General features: G+C 71.2%; 13 protein-coding genes. 5 read left to right on the plus strand and 8 right to left on the minus strand.

Features of this window, described 5'->3' with window-relative positions; translation table 11 throughout:
* Window positions 1-691: FGGY family carbohydrate kinase (locus VET29_RS38820; protein ID WP_324930618.1), on the plus strand; the 691-nt coding region annotated here is incomplete at its 5' end.
* Window positions 692-1,033: 342 nt separating this feature from the next.
* Here the strand turns inward: VET29_RS38820 and VET29_RS38825 are convergent.
* The 3 genes from VET29_RS38825 to VET29_RS38835 are packed head-to-tail and all read right to left on the minus strand — an operon-like array spanning window position 1,034 to window position 3,615.
* The gene (locus VET29_RS38825; protein ID WP_324930621.1) at window positions 1,034-2,155 is read right to left on the minus strand and encodes a 3-deoxy-7-phosphoheptulonate synthase; all 1,122 of its coding nucleotides are present in this window, start codon (window positions 2,153-2,155) and stop codon (window positions 1,034-1,036) included.
* 9 nt (window positions 2,156-2,164) lie between these two features.
* Window positions 2,165-3,142 (minus strand): methyltransferase, encoded by a 978-nt coding sequence (locus tag VET29_RS38830; protein ID WP_324930623.1) that lies wholly within the window; start codon window positions 3,140-3,142, stop codon window positions 2,165-2,167.
* The gene (locus VET29_RS38835) at window positions 3,139-3,615 is read right to left on the minus strand and encodes a PhzA/PhzB family protein (RefSeq protein ID WP_324930626.1); all 477 of its coding nucleotides are present in this window, start codon (window positions 3,613-3,615) and stop codon (window positions 3,139-3,141) included. Before VET29_RS38835 ends, VET29_RS38830 begins: the two co-directional genes overlap by 4 nt.
* 86 nt (window positions 3,616-3,701) lie before the next feature.
* On the opposite strand from VET29_RS38835, the gene VET29_RS38840 reads away from it, so the two are divergent.
* A complete protein-coding gene (locus VET29_RS38840) occupies window positions 3,702-4,532 on the plus strand; it encodes a PhzF family phenazine biosynthesis isomerase (RefSeq protein WP_324930629.1) in 831 nt (276 codons plus the stop codon).
* Here the strand turns inward: VET29_RS38840 and VET29_RS38845 are convergent.
* From VET29_RS38845 to VET29_RS38860, 4 genes are read right to left on the minus strand one after another with little or no spacing between them, the layout of a single operon-like run.
* A complete protein-coding gene (locus VET29_RS38845; RefSeq protein WP_324930632.1) occupies window positions 4,523-5,110 on the minus strand; it encodes a pyridoxal 5'-phosphate synthase in 588 nt (195 codons plus the stop codon). The two genes, VET29_RS38840 and VET29_RS38845, sit on opposite strands and share 10 nt — an antisense overlap.
* Window positions 5,085-6,893 (minus strand): anthranilate synthase family protein, encoded by a 1,809-nt coding sequence (locus VET29_RS38850; protein ID WP_324930635.1) that lies wholly within the window; start codon window positions 6,891-6,893, stop codon window positions 5,085-5,087. The genes VET29_RS38845 and VET29_RS38850 overlap by 26 nt, the downstream gene beginning before the upstream one ends.
* Window positions 6,890-7,504, minus strand: a complete 615-nt coding sequence (locus VET29_RS38855) for an isochorismatase family protein (protein WP_324930638.1) — start codon at window positions 7,502-7,504, stop codon at window positions 6,890-6,892. The genes VET29_RS38850 and VET29_RS38855 overlap by 4 nt, the downstream gene beginning before the upstream one ends.
* Window positions 7,504-8,427 carry a ParB/RepB/Spo0J family partition protein gene (locus VET29_RS38860; protein WP_324930641.1) on the minus strand — a complete coding sequence of 308 codons (924 nt, stop codon included), beginning with the start codon at window positions 8,425-8,427 and terminating at the stop codon, window positions 7,504-7,506. Before VET29_RS38860 ends, VET29_RS38855 begins: the two co-directional genes overlap by 1 nt.
* A 272-nt stretch (window positions 8,428-8,699) precedes the next feature.
* Here VET29_RS38860 and asnB point away from each other — a divergent pair, with 272 nt between their 5' ends.
* The 3 genes from asnB (at window position 8,700) to VET29_RS38875 (ending at window position 13,008) form a co-directional block, all read left to right on the plus strand.
* Window positions 8,700-10,526, plus strand: a complete 1,827-nt coding sequence (asnB, locus tag VET29_RS38865; protein ID WP_324930644.1) for an asparagine synthase (glutamine-hydrolyzing) — start codon at window positions 8,700-8,702, stop codon at window positions 10,524-10,526.
* Window positions 10,527-10,628: 102 nt separating this feature from the next.
* Complete coding sequence (locus VET29_RS38870) at window positions 10,629-11,006, plus strand: ribonuclease domain-containing protein (RefSeq protein WP_324930647.1); 378 nt, start codon at window positions 10,629-10,631, stop codon at window positions 11,004-11,006.
* An 88-nt stretch (window positions 11,007-11,094) separates the two neighbouring features.
* On the plus strand, window positions 11,095-13,008 hold the full coding sequence (locus tag VET29_RS38875; protein WP_324930651.1) for an ABC transporter ATP-binding protein: 1,914 nt from the start codon (window positions 11,095-11,097) through the stop codon (window positions 13,006-13,008).
* Between the two features lie 25 nt (window positions 13,009-13,033).
* Here the strand turns inward: VET29_RS38875 and VET29_RS38880 are convergent.
* A partial coding sequence (locus VET29_RS38880; protein WP_324930654.1) for a BTAD domain-containing putative transcriptional regulator occupies window positions 13,034-14,297 on the minus strand: 1,264 nt, incomplete at its 5' end.

Consider the following 14,297-nt stretch of genomic DNA (forward strand, 5'->3'; position numbering starts at 1 on the left):
GCTGCTCACCACCGTCGGTTACCGCATCGGCGACGAGCCGGCCGTCTACGCCCTCGAAGGTCCGATCGCCATCACCGGCTCACTCGTCCAATGGTTCCGCGACGGGCTCGGGCTCATCTCGTCCGCCTCCGAGATCGAGACCCTGGCCCGCACCGTCAGGGACAACGGCGGCTGCTACATCGTGCCGGCGTTCTCCGGCCTGTTCGCGCCCCACTGGCACAGCGAGGCACGCGGCATCATCGTGGGCCTCACGTCGTACATCACGAAGGGACACCTGGCCCGCGCGGTCCTGGAGGCGACGGGCTGGCAGACCCGCGAGGTCGTCGACGCGATGAACGCCGACCTGGGCACCCAGTCGACGGTGCTGCGGGTGGACGGCGGGATGACAGCCGACCACCTGCTCATGCAGTTCATCGCCGACGTGCTCGACGTGCCGGTGATGCGCCCCATGGTGGCGGAGACGGTGTCCCTTGGCGCGGCCTACGCCGCAGGCCTGGCGGTCGGCTACTGGCCCGACCTGGAGGGCCTCCGAAGCAACTGGCACCTAGCGGCCCGCTGGACCCCCCAGATGGACCCCCGCCACCGCGACGACGAGTACGCCAACTGGAAACGCGCCGTAGAACTCACCTTCGGCTGGGCCAAACCACGCCACCCCGCCCTCCCAGCAACCGCCGGCCCCCCACCCCACTAAAACCGCGAGTCCCGCACCCAACCACCGCGAGTCCCGCGTTCAAACAGCGCGAGTCTCGCGTTCAAGCACCGCGAGTCCCGCGTTCGAACACAGTGAGTTGCAGTCTCGTGCGCACCGGTGGGTGGGAACGCGGACGGCGGACGGCCTGCTGCCGTCCCGGGCCGGGACGAGGGCTCGCATCGGGACACGCCCGCCTGATCGCGCCACCGCGCGCCCGCACTGCACGAAACCGCAACTCGGTGCGCGCGAGCGCGGGACTCGCGGTGTGCGAACGCGGGACTCGCGACTCGATGTGCGCGAACGCGGGACTCGCGGTGTTTGAGTGCGGGACTCGCGAGGGGGTTAGGCGATCCAGGAGGAGGTGACGGTTACGGCTTGGTGGGGGGTTAGACGGGGGTCGCAGAGGGTTGTGTACTTGTCGGGGACGTGGGCCAGGTGGGTGGCGTTGTGGACGCATTCCGTCACGTTGTCGGGGGTTGTTTCCAGGTGTAGGCCGCCGGCCATGCCGCCGGCGGCGCGGACGGCTTCCTGGAACTCGCGTACCTCCTGGGTGATCGTCTCGACGAGGCGGGTCTTGAGGCCGTCCGGGGTGCGGACGGTGTTGCCGTGCATGGGATCCGTCAGCCAGATGACCGGGTGGCCGGCGGCGCGCACCGCGCGCACGAGTGGTGGGAGTGTCGTGGTGGCCGTGCCGGCGCCGAGGCGGGCGATCAGCGTCAGGCGGCCGGGCTCCCGCTCCGGGTCCAGTCTCGCGCACAGGCCCAGCAGGTCGTCCGTGGTCATCGTGGGGCCGACCTTGCACGCCACCGGGTTCAGCACGCTCGCCAGGAGTGCCACGTGCGGGCCGTCGAGCTGCCGCGTCCGGTCGCCCACCCATGGCCAGTGCGTCGACGACAGGTACCAGCCCGCCGAGGTGGAGCGCAGCAGCGGCAGTTCGTAGTCGAGCAGCAGCGCCTCGTGACTCGTCCACAGTGGACTGTCGAACGCGTGGTCCAGGCACGCCAGTGCCCTGCTGGCGGCGTCGTAGGCACGCAGCAGCCGGCGCGGGTCGGGCACGCGGCCGTCCGGGTCCGGTTCCGCGCTGTTGACCGCGTCGCCGCGGTAGGCCGGCAGGACCTGGCCGTTGACGTGCTCGTCCGCGTTCGAGCGGGGCTTCGCGAACTGGCCTGCGATGCGCCCGACCCGGACTACCGGTGTTCGCGTGATCATCTTGAGCACACCGGCGAGCACGTCCACCAGGCCCGCCTTGCGGAGCACGTAGTCGGACGTGCACTCGGCGAAGCTCTCCGCGCAGTCGCCGGCCTGCACCACGTGCGCCCCGCCCCCGGCGACCACGCCCAGCCAGGACCGCAGCCGCAGCACGTCGTCCACGGCGACGAGACCTTCGCGGATCGCCAGCTCGGTGCGCGCCTCGGCGAGCCGGGCCGCGTCGCCCCAGACCGGCTGCTGCCTGTGCACGCTCACGACATCCACCTACTCCCGGGTGCGAACGATCAGCGCGGTGGTCTCCACGGGCAGGTCGGCGGCGCACTCGATCTCCAGGCCGGCGCGGTCGAGGAGCGTGCGCAGGTGGGCGAGCGAGCGATGCCGGCCGCCGGTGGTCATCAGCAGGTGCAGGTCCCACAGCGCGGGCAGCACCGTCGACCCCTCGTCGACGACCAGGCGGTCCAGCAGCAGCAACCGTGCCGATCCCGCGAGGTTGCGCCGGATCGCGGAGAACAACGCCACGACGGAGTCGTCGGGATGCCCGGCGAGCACGCGGCACAGCAGGTACACGTCCCCGCCCGGCGGGACGGACGCGAACATGTCACCGCCGATCAGCTCGACGCGGTCGCCGAAATCGGCCAACCGCGCGGCCGCCACCACGTTCGGCAGGTCCAGCAGCACGCCGCGGGCGGACGGCTCGGCGGCGAGGATCGCGCCCAGCAGCTGGCCGGAGCCGCCGCCCAGGTCGACGACCCGCTTGCCGGCGAAGGGAAACACGCCGGGCACCGCCTCGAAGAACAGGTTGCCGGCACGCATCGCGCCCTGGAACCGTTCCGCCGCGGCACGGTCCTCGGTGAAGTACGCGTACACCGGCTTCCCGTAGGCGATCTCGAAGCCGGAGCTGACCGTGCTGACCGCCTCCGCCGCGTGGCCCCACGCGGTGTAGAACTCCTCGCCGTAGAGCAGGCACATGTCCCGCTGCGAGCCGGGCCGGTCGAGCAGCGCCCGGCTCACGTCCGTGTTGCGGTAGCCGAACTCGTTGCCCGTGAACACCTTCATCGCGACCAGCAGCCGCATGAGGCGGTGGATCCCGTCCTCCTTCGCGCCGGACGCGGCGGCCAGGTCCATGTCGGTCGTGTGCCCCGCCTCGATGTGGTCGGGCAGCCGCAGCTTGACCGCCGTGTAGACGGCCTGCGCCCGCCAGCCGCCGGTGACCAGGTCGATCACCGTGCTCGCGGCGGTCATGTGGGGATCCCCGCCCGCCTGATCACCGGGATGTCGATGCCGAGCGCCCGCATCTGGTTGTACGGGTTCATGAACTCGCGTTGCTCGCAGATCTTCCCGTCCCGGAAGCGGAACGCGTGCAGGAAGTGGTTCTCGTAGTAGCCGGGCGGGTAGTCGGGGAACAGGATCTTGCCCTTGCCCTCGCACTCCACCCAGAAGCGGTCCGGGTCCTGCGTCTCGAAGATCTCGATGTCGTACCAGACCCAGTCCGGGAAGATCCGCAGCGACCATTCGCCGTGCGCCTTCAGCTTCTCGCGACCGACGGAAATGATCGGCTCGGTCGTGTCGCCGGTGTAGAGGCCGCCGCTGCCGTCGTCGGTGAAAAGCCGGTAACGGGTCAGCCGGCCCTCGCCCTGGCGGCTCATGTAGTCCTCGACAACGGCCCTGTTGCGCCGGCGCGACTCGGCGTTCCGATCAAATGCGGATTCGCTCATGAGGAAACTTGTAACGCCGCCGGCGGGACGCCGTCAAACGTCCAACCGTGCGTTTTTCCTGCTTGGATACAAGCTATTTTTGAGTCATGCGTGAATACGTGGTTGCCGATGTCTTCACTCACGTGCCGTTGGCCGGGAACCCGGTCGCGGTGTTCCTCGACGCCGCCGGGCTCGACGCGACGCGGATGCAGCGCATCGCGCGGGAGATGAACCTGTCGGAGACGGTGTTCGTGCTGCCCGCGGAGCGTGACGGGGACGTACGCGTGCGGATCTTCACGCCGGTCAACGAGCTGCCCTTCGCCGGCCATCCCACGCTCGGCACGGCGATCGTGCTGGCCGGCGAGCGGAAGACGCTCAGCATGGAGACCCACATGGGCACCGTGCCGTTCACCTATGACCGGTCACGGCCCGGTGTCCTGTCCGCGCGGATGCGCCAGCCGGTGCCGACGTGGGAGCCCTACGAGCACACCGACCATCTGCTGCGGGCGCTCGGCGTCGCGGACTCGACGCTGCCGGTGGAGGTCTACCGCAACGGACCCCGGCACGTGTACGTGGGACTGCCCGACGTGCCGACGCTGTCCGGGCTCAACCCGGACCAGCGGGCGCTGGCCGACCATCTCGACGTCGCCGCGAACTGCTTCGCCGGTACCGGGAACTCCTACCGCATGCGGATGTTCTCCCCCGCCTACGGGGTGGCCGAGGACGCGGCGACGGGTTCGGCCGCCGGCCCGCTCGCCGTCCACCTGGCCCGCCGCGAGCTCGTCCCGTACGGCAGCCGGATCGAGATCTGGCAGGGCGTCGAGATGGGGCGGCCGTCCCGGATGCTGGCGACCGCGTGGGGTGGCGGGCAGCGCGTGGACCAGGTCGAGGTGGCTGGCTCCGCGGTCGTGGTCGCTCGCGGGACCTTCTACGGCTGAAGCCGCGCGTGCGTCCAGCCGTCGTGGCCACGGTCGTAGCGCATCCGCCAGTACAACCGGTCCTCGCCGTCCTCCCAGAACTCCACGGTGGACGGGACGAGCCGGTAGCCGACCCAGACCTCCGGACGCGGCAACGGTTCACCGCTCGCGCCCAACCGCCGCACCAGCGCACGCAACGCGTCCTCGTCCGCCAGTGGCGCGCTCTGCGAGGACGCCACGGACATCGGGTGCATGCGGGGTGGCCGCGCGGACCAGAGCTCGTCGCTCTCGGTGTCGGACAGCTGCTCGACCCGGCCGGTGAGGATGACCTGCCGGCGTTGCTCCCGCCAGTACAGGACACCGGAGGCCCAGCCGGTCGCCGCGATGTCGCGGCCCTTGGGGCTGGTCGTGTAGCTCGCGAACACCAGGCCGCGCTCGGTGATCCTGATGGTCTGCACCATTCGGCTCGACGGGCGGCCGGTGGCGTCGACGGTGGCGAGCGCCAGCACGCCCGGCTCGCTGACCCCGTTGTCGGCGGCGGTCTCGAACCAGTGCCGGGCCAGCGTGATCGGGTCAGGATGCGAGTCGCTGCTCGACATGGCCGAGGATCTCCCTGATGCGGTTGGCGAAGATGCGGGGACCGTTGCGGGTGAGCACGGACTCGGCGTGGAACTGCATGGTCGCGAAGTGCGGGCCACGCAGGGCGTGCACCTCGCCGGTCTCCTGGTCGCGGCTGACCTCGATGCCGTCGACCGCGTCCACGGCGCAACGGGCGGCGAACGAGTTGTAGAAGCCGACGATCTCGCGCTCGCCGAACAGGTCGATCTCGCGCCGGGTGCCCTGGTTGGGCGCCGGGCAGCGGTGCACCGGCAGGCCGAGCCGCAGGCTCGTGACCTGGTGGCTCAGGCACACCGCGACGAACGGGATCTGGTTGTCCAGCAACGAGTCGACGGCCGCGTGCAGGTGGGCGATCCGCGGCTCGGTCAGGTCGCGAGGGTCGCCGGGGCCGGGACCCATGACGACGACGTCGTGACCGCGCCAGGTGTAGGGCTCGTCGAAGCGGCGGACGGTCACGTCGAGGCCGAGGGCACTGAGCTGGTGGGCGATCATCGCCGTGAACGTGTCCTCGGCGTCGATCACCAGCACCTTCCGGCCGGCGAGGCCGGGATGCGGGGCCTCGGGCAGGGTGCCGCCGAGCCAGAACCCGGCCAGGTGGACGTTGCGGCGGTTGAGCGCCGCGCGCACCTCGGGCCGGGTGGCGAACCCGGCACCGTCCACAGCGGACAGTAGCGCGGCGGCCTTCGCGCGGGTCTCGGCGACCTCGGAGGCCGGGTCGGAGTGGCGGACGACGGTGGCCCCGACGGCGATCCTCAGGTGGCCGCGGTCGTCGATGTCGGCCGTGCGGATGAGGATGGCCGAGTCGAGGGTGTCGCGGCCGACCAGCGCGATCACGCCGCTGTAGTAGCCGCGGCCGGCCGGTTCGTGGCGGCTGATCACCCGGCAGGCGCTTTCCAGGGGGCTGCCGGTGACCGTCGGCGCGAACATCGTCTCACGCAGGATCTCCCGCGGATCCATTGTGGACCGTCCCTCGATGAAGTACTCGGTGTGCGCGAGCCTCGTCATCTCCTTGAGGAACGGCCCGACGACACGCCCACCCGCGACACAGACGCGGGCCATCATCTTCAGCTCCTCGTCCACGACCATCGACAGCTCGTCGTTCTCCTTGGTGTCGTGAAGGAACTCCATCAGGCCGGTGATGGTCGGACCGGCGGGCGGGTACCGGTAGGTGCCGCTGATCGGGTTCATGACGGCGACACCGTCGCGGAGGCTCACGTGCCGTTCCGGGGTGGCGCCGACGAAGGTGCGGGTGCCGGTGTGCACGACGAACGTCCAGTAGGCGCCGGCCTCCCGCTCGCACAGCCGGCGGAAGAACGTGAGCGCGGCGGCGGGCCGGTACGCGTCGATCTCGGCGACGAACTGCCGCTTGATGACGAAGTTCGCGCCGGCGCCGTGCGCGATCTCGTCGTCGACGATGTTCCGGACGACCGCCGCGTAGGTGTCGTCGTCGAGGTCGAAGTGACCGCCGGTCAACGTGATCGGCTCGTCGGGCAGGCCGCGGAGCACCTCACTTCTCGGCAGGACGGCCTGTTCGGTGACACGCATGGCGATGAGCGGCGAGCCGTCGTCGACGCAGGCGAACCCGCGCTCGGCGAGCTGCCGGTAGGGCACGACGACCAGGACCGGCTCGGTGACGGGGATCTGGGCGAGCGTGTCGGGTGTGGACACCTCGCCGATCAGCACGTCCACGTGGTCGGCGGCGAGGTCCGGGCGGTGCAGGATCGCGAACGGGGGCGGTTGTGGCCCCAGGATCCGTTCGATCACGGCAGGACTTCCTTCGCGGTGCACACGACCGCGCAGTTCCGTGCCGCGTAGTCCAGTGCGAGCCGGTGGTACTCGGCGGTGAAGTCGGCGGTCGCGTCGGCGACGAGGAACGGCGCGACGTCGTTGGAGTACGCGTCGACCGCGGTCATCAGCACACCGATGTGCGCGTACACGCCACAGAGGATCAGCTGGTCACGGCGGAGCGCGCGCAGGTCGGCGAGCAGATCCGAGGCGAAGAACGCGCTGTAGCGCCACTTCGTGTACACCCGGTCCCCCGGACGTGGTGCGAGCGGCTCGACGACCTCGCGGTCGGCCGGCTCGACGGTCATGCCCGGCCCCCAGAAGTCCTTGAGCAGGCCGCGTTGTTCGACGGTCATGCCGCCGGGCTGGGCGGTGTAGGCGACCGGCACGTCCACCGCGCGGCACCGGTCGAGCACGCCGGCGATGTTGTCGACGAGCGGCGCGGCGAGCTGGTCGTGGAACGGGCGCACGAAGTACCGCTGCATGTCGTGGATCAGCAGTACCGCGCGGTCCGGGTCGATCGTCCAGTCCACGACGTTGGCGGGCGGCTCGGCCGGCAGCGGGTACGGCGGGATGGCCGGAATGCCCATCAGCTCGCCTCGCTCGCGGCGGTGCGTTCGAGCTGCTGGGCGAAGCCGTGCCAGGCCCGCGCGCACTCGATCGCCATCCTGGCCACGGCATCGCGGCAGTACGGCGGCACGTTGTTCGCGATCACGGCCCACCGTTCCGGGGTGACGGTGTGCGCGTCCAGCAGCCGCAGCAGCTCGCGGCCGGACTCGGAGAACCGCAGCGCGGGGTCGTTGCGCAGGGTCCTGACGACCGCCGTCAGGTCCGGCCTCGGCTCGGCGGGCTCCGGGCGGTCCGGCTCGCCGCCGCCGCGCAGCCGGCCGCGCACCGAACGCGCGGTCTCCGGGGAGATGCCGACACGGCGCGCGACCTCGCGCAGGGACAGGGAAGGCTCGGCCAGCAGCAGCGACCGGGCGAGGCGGCGCCGTTCCGGGGCGTTGATCGGCCGCACCTTGCCGTCGTGGCCGATGCGGCTCGGCGGGTCGGGCTCGCCGTGCCGTTCGGCCCGGTTGAGCCGGATCCGGGCGACGGTCGCGGCGGACAGCCCGGCCGCGGTGGCGATCATGCGGTCGGACCAGTGCGGGTGGGAGGCGACGATCCGGGCCGCGGCGGCCTTGCGGTCGGCGAGCGACAGCGGCATGCCGTGGGCCACGTTGGCGTGCACGGCGAGCACGAACGCGTCGTTGTCGTCGCCCTCGAAGAACTGGACGTCGATCTCGGTGCGGCCGCGGAGCAACGCGGCCCGCAGGCGGTGCACGCCGTCGACGACCCGCATGGTCGGGCGGTGCACGATGATCGGCGGCAGGTCGGCGTCGGCGTCGGCGAGCATTCTGATGTGCTCGAGGTTCTCCCCCGCACTGCGTGGCGACCCGGCGATGCGGAGGTCACCGACGCGCACGGTGCGCACCGGCCCGACCGCCGAGATTTTCGTGGCGAACTCGGTCATGCACTCCCCTTGATCCTCGGGCGCCGACGATCCAAAATGCTCGCTAAGGGCGATGGTGCCGCCACCCACGGAGATTGGCAACGAATCCACTACCACTTCTCCAGGGATTCATGACCTGAACGAGACCGTGATTCCAGCGGTCCCACGAAACAGTCTCCCGGGCGCCGGCCCGATGATTCGGTCAGCACGATTGCGTGAGCGATTCACTGGCGTCCGCCCGGCCGGAATGGAGACTGGAAAAGTCTGCGCTCCCAAGCCGGGTAGGAGAAACCATGTGTGGAATCGCGGGTTGGGTCGCCTTCGACGCCGACCTCACCCGGCGACAGGCGGACGTCGACGCGATGACGGCGACGATGGGCTGCCGGGGCCCCGACGAGGGCGGCACGTGGGTGCGCCGGCACACGGCGCTCGGCCACCGGCGCCTGGCGATCATCGACCTCCCCGGCGGCCGGCAGCCCATGACGGTCGACACCCCGGGCGGCGCGGTCGCGCTGGTCTACTCCGGCGAGACGTACAACTTCGCCGAGCTGCGGGAGGAGCTGCGGGGCCGGGGGCACCGGTTCCGCACGTCGAGCGACACCGAGGTCGTGCTGCGGGGGTACCTGGAGTGGGGCGAGGACGTCGCGGCGCGGCTGAACGGGATGTTCGCGTTCGCGGTCTGGGACGAGCGCGCGGACCGGCTGGTGCTGGTACGTGACCGGCTGGGTGTCAAGCCGCTCTACTACCACCCCACGCCGGACGGGGTGCTGTTCGGCTCGGAGCCGAAGGCGATCCTGGCCAACCCGCTGGCGCGCCCGGTGGTGGACGCGGACGGGCTGCGGGAGCTGTTCGGGTTCGCGATGCGCCCCGGTTGGGCGCTGTGGCAGGGCATGCACGAGGTCCGGCCGGGCACGGTGGTGACCGTGGACCGGACCGGCTCGCGGACCAGCACCTACTGGACGCTGCGGGCCGTCGAGCACACCGACGACCAGGACACGACGGTGGCGCGGGTGCGGGACCTGATGACCGACATCGTGCACCGGCAGCTGGTGGCCGACGTGCCGCGGTGCGTGCTGCTGTCCGGCGGGCTGGACTCTAGCGCGGTGACCGGGCTGGCCGCCGCGCACCTGTCGGAGCGGCTGCGCACGTTCTCGGTGGACTTCGTGGGCCGCGAGGAGACGTTCGAGGCCGACGAGAACTGGGACTCGCCGGACGCGCCGTACATCCGGGACGTGGCCGCCCTGGTCGGCTCCGACCACCGGTTCGTGACGCTGGACCCGGGGGCGCTCACCGATCCCGCGCTGCGGCGCACGGTGATCACCGCGCGGGACATGCCGGTGGGCTTCGGCGAGACGGACACGTCGCTGTACCTGCTGTTCCAGGCCATCAAGGCGGAGTCGACGGTGGCGCTGTCGGGCGAGTCGGCGGACGAGGTGTTCGGCGGCTACCGGTGGTTCCACGACCCGGCCGCGGTGCACGCGGAGACCTTCCCGTGGCTGGCGTACCGCAGCCCGATGAGCGGCGACCGGGCGGCGCCGCTGCACCCGGCGCTGCGTGCCGAGCTGGACCTGCCGACGTACGTGGCCGACGAGTACGCGACCGCCGTGGCGTCGGTCGAGCACCTGCCCGGCTCGACCGCGGTCGACAGACGGATGCGCACGATCGGCCATCTGCACCTGACCCGGTTCGTCCGGATGCTGCTGGATCGCAAGGACCGCGTGTCGATGGCGGTGGGCCTGGAGGTCCGGGTCCCGTTCTGCGACCACCGGCTGGTGGAGTACGTGTACAACACGCCGTGGGCGCTGAAGACCTTCGACGGCAGGGAGAAGAGCCTGCTGCGCGCGGCGACCGCGCACGTGCTGCCGGAGTCGGTGCTGGGCAGGCGGAAGAGCCCGTATCCGTCCACACAGGACCCTGGGTACGCGATGGCGTTGCAGCAGCAGGCGAAGGCCGTGCTGGCCGACTCCGCCCATCCGGTGCACGACATCCTGGACCAGGACTGGCTCACGTCCATCGTCGACCAGGACGTGAGCCGGCCGAGCGACGCCCGCCGCGGCATCGACCGGGTGCTGGACCTGTACCACTGGTTCGACCTCTACCGTCCGGCACTCGATCTCTGAATGTTCACCGGCGCTTGCTTTCTTGGTAGGAAAGAGAAGTCACCATCTTCGGTGACCCCTGTCCCTGCTCGAGGAGGTTCACCCGTGCGTACCCTGCAACGCATGGCCGTAGCCGTTACGGCGTTCACATCCCTGTTGGGCATCTCGGTCCTGGTCACGCCGGCCGCCGGCGCGACCGTCTACAGCTCATGCACCATCTCCCGGTGCTCGGCCGCCCGCTCGGCCGACTCGATCTGGGACTCGAAGAACTACCCGGGCAGCCGCGGCTGGTACGACTGGCCGACCGGCCAGTGCAACTTCGCCGGCGGCACGTACAAGAACCTCGAGGCCGAGCTGCCCAACGGCCACTCCTACCGCGAGTTCGACGTCTACCCCCGCTCCTGCGGCGCGTCGCGTGACGCCTACCGAATCGTGGTCGACCTGACCGTCGGCGTCACCTACTTCTCCCCCGACCACTACGCCAACTTCTACCGGCTCTGACGTCTGTACCGGGGCGCCTTCCGCGGTTCGCGGAAGGCGCCCCCCGTTAATGCCTTGCGAATCCACGGTGCTCGGCCATATTCGTCACATGGACGAAGCGACACGCCCGCTGATCGGGGTGGACGGCCTCGCCTCCCCCAAGTGGGCGGCATCCGCGACCGCGGCCGCGAAGGCCAGCTGGTGGAGAACGGTCCGCTCGGTACCGGCGGCGGTGGCCACGGTGGTGCGGTTCTCCTGGCGGGCCTCGCCCCGCCTGACCCTGCTGGGCGGCGTGCTGCACCTGCTCTCCGGCTGTGTCACGGCGTTCGGGCTGCTCGCCGCGGCGAACGTCCTGACCAAGCTGCTGGCTCAGGGGCCGACCCCCGAGCGGGTCCTCGCCTCCGTGCCGGCGATCGCGTTCGTGGTGGCGGCGTACTCCCTCGGCGCCCTGCTGGCCGCCGGGGTGGCGCTGGTGCAGGGCATCCTCACCCCCCAGGTCGAGCTGGCCGCCCGCGACCAGATGTACACGGCCGTCCTGGACGTGGAGGCCGCCGCGTTCGACGACGCGGACTTCCAGGAGCTGGTCCGCCAGGGCGGTGAGCACGGCACCCGGGCGATCCGCAGCTCCATCCAGAGCGTCGCCGACCTGCTGTCGTCGATGGTGTCGCTGGTCGCGGCCATGGTGACGGTGGCCGTGTTCAGCGGCTGGCTGCTGCCGGCGCTGCTGGTCGCCGCGGCGGTGGACGCGTGGGCGGCGATGCGTGCGGCGAAGCTGAACTACGAGTCGTTCCTCCACATGATCACCCGGGACCGGCAGGCGTGGGTGATCGGCGACCTCGTGACCGAACGCGAGGCGGCGCTGGAGGTCCGGGCGTTCACCACGCAGCCGGTGCTGCTCGCGGAGTACCGCCGGGTGGCGAGGATCCTCGCGGCCGAGGCGGTCCGGGTGGAGCGGCGGCAGACCTGGATCCAGCTCGCCGGCCGGGCGTTGGCCGGGGTGGGCACCGCGCTGGCGTACGTGGTGCTCGGCTGGCTGCTCTACATCGAGGTGATGCCGCTCGCGCTGGCCGGCGCGGCCGTGCTGGCGATGCGCACCGGGTCCACGGCGCTGCGGAACACGATGTACCAGGTGAACAGGTTGTACGACCACAGCTTCCACATCGACCTGTTCCGGAAGCTGTTGTCCGACGCCCGGGAGCGGCGGGGGCCCGAACCGGTCGCGGACGCGCCACGCAACCCGGCGACCATCGAGCTGCGGGACGTGTCCTACACCTATCCCGGTCAGGACTCGCCCGCGCTCCAGGAGATCTCGCTGAAGGTGCGGCGGGGTGAGGTGGTCGCGCTGGTCGGGGAGAACGGGTCCGGGAAGTCGACGCTCGCCAAGCTCGTCACCGGGCTGTACCGGCCGACGGAGGGCGCGGTGCTGTGGGACGGCGTCGACATCGCCACCGCGCACCGGCACACCGTGCACTCGCAGATCTCCGTCATCACCCAGGAGCCGCTGCGCTGGCCGGTGACCGCGGCCGACAACATCCGCATCGGCCGCCTCGACCGCGACACCCGCGACGGCACCCTGTGGACGGCGCACGCGGCCACCTCCGGCGCCGACGAGGTGATCGAAGGCCTGCCACGCAAGGAGGACACGATCCTGTCGCGGCTGTACGAGGAGGGCAAGGACCTCTCCGGCGGGCAGTGGCAGCGGCTGTCCGTCTCACGCGGCGCGTACCGGGACGCGCCGGTCCTGGTGGCCGACGAGCCCACCGCGGCACTCGACGCCAAGGCGGAGGCCAAGGTGTTCCACGCACTCCAGACCGCGAGCCGCGACCGCGACGGCGAACGCACGACCGTGCTGGTCACGCACCGGCTGGCGAACGTGCGGCACGCCGACCGGATCATCGTGCTGGAGCACGGACGGGTCACCGAGGACGGCACGCACGAGGAGCTGATGGCACGGGACGGGCTCTACGCGGAGCTGTACTCGCTACAGGCGTCCGCGTTTTCCACCGGTGGCAGCACAGCGTGAGCCGGTGGCGGCTCCCCGCGCGCGCTCAGCCGGTCGGGAACGGGCGGGGCTCGATGTCGATCTCGGCCATGCGGTCCACGTACGTCCGGTAGCGGCGCCTCGCCTCACCGTGGCTGCCGGCGGCCGCCAACGCCCGTACCAGGGCCAGGTGCGCCGGCTCGTTGTACTGGTCCCGCTCGAGGATCCGCAGGCAGTACCGGCTGGCCGTGATGTGCTCGCCTGACTCCCCCGTGTGCCCGGCCAGCACGGTCGCCACCTGCACGTACGTCAGCCGCGCCTCCTCGCGCAACGCGTTAGTCCAGTCCTCGTACGGGTCCTCCTCCAGGAAGTCCCCCGTGTACGACGCCTCCGCCGCACGCAGCAACGGCCACGCCTCCGGCCTCGACTGCCGCCACGCCTGCAGGCCCCGCTGCGCGTCGGCCAGGAACGACAGCACGTCCACCGTCACCGCCCCGGGGTCCAGCCGCACCGTGTCGCCCTCCGTGACCAGGCACCGCGCGGCGCCGCGGCCCAGCACCGAGCGGGCCGTCGACAGTGCCACGGACAGCCGGTTCCCCGCGCGGTCGACCGGATCGCCGGGCCACAGCAACGAGATCAGCGCCTCCCTCGTCACCGGCCGGCCGCGCCTGGTCACCAGGATCTTCACCAGATCGCGTGCCTTGCGTGACTGCCACGCGGTCACCGGCACCGGTTCGCCGCCACGCAGCACCCGGAACCCGCCGAGCGTCTGGATCGACAGCATCGCCACGTCGTGCCGGCGGTCCTCGCCCGAGATCGCGGCCAGGCGGTGCTCGGCCCGGACATTGCCCAGCTCTCGCCAGATCCGCACCGCGTCGTCCACAAGGGACAGTGCGGCGCCGTCGCCGGGGCGGAGCAGGAGCACGGCCCGTGCCCGCAGTTCCAACGCCTCCGCCAGGGCCGCGTGGTCGCCTCGGCTGCGCGCCAGCAGCTCGACCTCGGTGGCCGTGTGCAGTGCCGCCACCCAGTCGCCCTGCCCCAGGCGCAACGCGGCCGACGCCAGCAACACCGCCTGGTAGCCGAACCCGGTGCCGAACGACCGTGCTCGCGTCACCAGCTCGGCGCTCGCCGCCGGTTCGTCGTCGACCAGCAGCCGGGCGAGGCCGGCCAGCGCGGGGACGAGCTGGGTGGCGGTCTCGTTCACCTCCGCGAGCCGGATCGCCTGCTGGTAGGCGGTTTTCGCCTGTACGCGGTCGCCACGCAGCCGGTAGGTCTCGGCGAGCCACGTCAGCGGCACGGCGGCGTGGCAGGACCCGATGGCCGTGAAGATG

The organism is Actinophytocola sp. (genome assembly GCF_035634895.1).
Lineage (GTDB): Bacteria > Actinomycetota > Actinomycetes > Mycobacteriales > Pseudonocardiaceae > Actinophytocola.

Excerpts from the sequence above, each read along its gene's own strand:
- VET29_RS38860 (WP_324930641.1), bottom strand. The coding sequence starts at position 8,427 with ATGACCGAGTTCGCCACGAAAATCTCGGCGGTCGGGCCGGTGCGCACC.
- VET29_RS38835 (WP_324930626.1), bottom strand. The coding sequence starts at position 3,615 with ATGAGCGAATCCGCATTTGATCGGAACGCCGAGTCGCGCCGGCGCAAC.
- asnB (WP_324930644.1), top strand. The coding sequence starts at position 8,700 with ATGTGTGGAATCGCGGGTTGGGTCGCCTTCGACGCCGACCTCACCCGG.
- VET29_RS38855 (WP_324930638.1), bottom strand. The coding sequence starts at position 7,504 with ATGGGCATTCCGGCCATCCCGCCGTACCCGCTGCCGGCCGAGCCGCCC.
- VET29_RS38845 (WP_324930632.1), bottom strand. The coding sequence starts at position 5,110 with ATGTCGAGCAGCGACTCGCATCCTGACCCGATCACGCTGGCCCGGCAC.
- VET29_RS38870 (WP_324930647.1), top strand. The coding sequence starts at position 10,629 with ATGGCCGTAGCCGTTACGGCGTTCACATCCCTGTTGGGCATCTCGGTC.
- VET29_RS38875 (WP_324930651.1), top strand. The coding sequence starts at position 11,095 with ATGGACGAAGCGACACGCCCGCTGATCGGGGTGGACGGCCTCGCCTCC.
- VET29_RS38840 (WP_324930629.1), top strand. The coding sequence starts at position 3,702 with ATGCGTGAATACGTGGTTGCCGATGTCTTCACTCACGTGCCGTTGGCC.
- VET29_RS38830 (WP_324930623.1), bottom strand. The coding sequence starts at position 3,142 with ATGACCGCCGCGAGCACGGTGATCGACCTGGTCACCGGCGGCTGGCGG.